Annotated in this window: 3 protein-coding genes; 2 read left to right on the forward strand and 1 reads right to left on the reverse strand. The window is 61.2% G+C overall.

Annotation, left to right across the window (positions count from 1 at the left end; translation table 11 throughout):
- Nucleotides 1-33 precede the first annotated feature (33 nt).
- Nucleotides 34-282, reverse strand: a complete 249-nt coding sequence (locus QZ292_RS10180; RefSeq protein ID WP_294601202.1) for a hypothetical protein — start codon at nt 280-282, stop codon at nt 34-36.
- On the opposite strand from QZ292_RS10180, the gene QZ292_RS10185 reads away from it, so the two are divergent.
- Both QZ292_RS10185 and QZ292_RS10190 read left to right on the forward strand, forming a co-directional pair.
- Nucleotides 281-898, forward strand: a complete 618-nt coding sequence (locus QZ292_RS10185) for a hypothetical protein (RefSeq protein ID WP_294601204.1) — start codon at nt 281-283, stop codon at nt 896-898. The genes QZ292_RS10180 and QZ292_RS10185 overlap by 2 nt on opposite strands.
- Before the next feature lie 44 nt (nt 899-942).
- Nucleotides 943-1,908, forward strand: coding sequence for a DUF2764 family protein (locus QZ292_RS10190; RefSeq protein ID WP_294601206.1), 966 nt, complete (start codon nt 943-945; stop codon nt 1,906-1,908).
- The last annotated feature ends 927 nt before the right edge of the window (nt 1,909-2,835 follow it).

A 2,835-nucleotide genomic window follows, 5' to 3' on the forward strand; every position in this document is an offset into this window, starting at 1 on the left:
GACCCGGCCAATTGTGAGTGCGACACGCACCGTTTATTCCGAGAGGCAACGCAACGGAACACCGAAGGAACGGTGATCTGCATAGCAAGGATCGAGGGTAGTCGTTGTAAAACGTAAAAACGGACTGCTAATTTTATCGGTTGTAGCCGATGACCAACTGAAACCGTTGCCGCCGACGAGATTTAATGCGCCGGCTGTATTGGGGCCGCGGTAGCCCGGGGCGGGGACGATCGGAACACAAACAAATAAAATAAGAAAACGCATCATAAGATCACGGATCATGGAAAACAAATTGCAGGAACTCACCGAAAAACTCTACAACGAGGGACTCTCGAAAGGGCGGACGGAGGCCGAGGCGATGCGGGCGGAGGCCAAAAAAGAGGCGGAACGGATCGTGGACGAGGCGAAGGAGAAGGCTCAGGCGATGATCGAACAGGCGAAAAAAGAGGCGCAGCAACTCGTTACGAATGCCGAAAACGAAGTGCGGATGGCTGCCGGACAGCTCAAAAGCGCACTCAGACAGCAGATCGAAGGGATGGTGCAGATGGAGGTCGTGACGCCCAAGGTGGCCGAGGCGTGGAGAGATGCCTCGTTTATCCGGGAACTCGCCTTACAGGCGGTGGCACGGATGGATCCGGCGCAGGGACTCGCGGTCGTGCTGCCGGAGGCGCAGGGGGGAGAGATGGTCGAGGCGATGCGGAATGCGCTGGCCGAACGCTTCGGGGCGGAAAACGGTATCGAGGTCTGGACGGATGCCAAGGTCAGGGTGCCGTTCCGGATCGCTGTCAGGGAGGGGGGATATTACATCGGCTTCTCGGATGCCGATTTCGACGCTTTGTTCCGCTCCTACTTGCGGCCGAAGGTAGCCGGACTGCTTTTCGGCGGCGAGCAGAAGTAGAGAATAAAGAAATGAAAGGGTGGTGTTCTTAGATTCAGGCGATTATGAAATATTATTATTTGGTGGCGGGGCTCACGGAGTATCCGTTCGACATCGAGGCGGCTGCGGCGGGGGGGCTGAAAATCGATGTGCCCGAAATCAAGCGGATGATAATCACGGAATTATCGTCGGCTGACAGGCGGGCGGTCGAGCTCTTGTACACGTATTACGATATTCTGAACATCGTGGGGTATGTGAAGCGGACGGGGCTGCCGTTCAACGTGTTGGGGAATCTCTCGCACAAAGAGGTGGCGCTGCTGGTGGACCGGACGGTCGAGGGAGAGGCGGAGGGTACGATGCTGCCGGAAGAACTGGCGGCCAGAGAAGCGGAGCTGGCGGTGCCGGGGGCGGTCAGAGCGGTGGTCGAACGCTTCCGGGGCGGGGCGCAGGAAGAGGGGGGAGAGCTGGCGCCGCTGAGCGTGGATGACCTCGAAAAAGAGTTGTTCCTGAACTTCTATCGGGTCTGCGAGGGGGCGGCGGATGGGGGCGGATGGATCGGGCTCGTGGCGCGGTTGCCGGAGTTCTTGCGGCGGTGGGCGGAGTATGACCGGACGGTGCGCAATATCGTGGCGGCACACAAGGCCAAGCAGCTGGGCTGGCCGGAGGAGATCAGGGCGAGGATGATCGTGGAGGAAGATCCGGAGCTCAGGGAGGCTTATGTCACCGGACAGGCACAGGATTTCGGCATGCGGGATCGGTTCCCGTACACGGAGGAGGTGCTGCAGGTGCTCGACACGGAGGACTTCGTCGAGAGGGAGCGTAAAATGGATGCCTTGCGGGTGAGGATGGCGGACGATTTGGCGGAGCACGACTATTTCGGAGTGGGGAGGGTGATGGATTACCTGATTCGGCTGAATATCCTCTATCGGTGGAGCGCGCTGGAGGCGGGGCATGGACGGGAGGAGTTCCGAAAATTGGTGGCGGGACTGACGGAGGCGGAGGCGATCGGCAGGGCGACGGCGGGGCGGTGAGGGGCGTTTGTGCAGTGTATGTGTTTGGATTTTCGGGTAGACGCAGCCTGAGTCTTGCGGAGCGTGAGGCGCGCGGACGAAGAACAAGACGAGGAAATTGGGCTGAGGCTGCCGCAGCGAAACGTAGTTTCGCCCGTCCACGGGACGTGGGGCCCGCGCGGCCCGAGTGCAGTCTTATCCAGTTCAAAGCTTGTCGCGCGCCACGCCTTAAAAAGGGAAATCGTTCAAACACGCAGTCGTGTTTGAACAGGATTTCCCAAGGCGCGCGGACAGAGAATAGTTCGAAGAGTTGGGCTACTCCAGCCATTTGCCCACCGCGGGCACGCGGGGCCTGCCCGGCCCGAGGGCAGTCGAAGCTCGACCCGCGCGCGACCGCTGAAGTAGGAAATCATCCAAACGCGAAGTATGCGTTTGGATAAGATTTCCGCCAGCGCGCGGGGAAAGAACAGGATATAGGCGGCCTATTTCGGAGTGCCCGAAGGTGGCGGAGCGAAAGCGGAGCCGCAGTGAGGCGGACACGGGGCCGAGAATTGGGGCGTGGATTGGGCTGAGCTCTTGCGACTCGAAGAGTCGCGCAGTCCGACGCCCTGGCAGGCGGAGGACTGCAACTCGACGGAGCTCGTTGCGCCTCCGTTGGCGTCGAACTGGGGCGCGCCGAGGACGAACTTCCGAAAATGGGGCGGTGGATGGGCTGTGCTCTTGCGACCTTTAGTCGCCGGCCTTGTCGCCCAGGCGCAAAGCGCCTCGGGGGGTGGGCGACAGGCCGAATGGGGCGGAGGATTAGGCTGAGAATCGGGCGGAGCTATTGACTGTGGGTCGGGTGGGACTGGAGTGGGCCGGCGCCCGGGAGGTGCCGCAAATCTCGACGCGTGAGCGGCGTATTGCGGGCCTCCCGAGGGGGAGGCGTCCGGCCCGCGCGACCCTGCG

The sequence above is a fragment of the uncultured Rikenella sp. genome (assembly GCF_910577125.1).
In the GTDB taxonomy this organism is placed as follows: Bacteria; Bacteroidota; Bacteroidia; order Bacteroidales; family Rikenellaceae; genus Rikenella.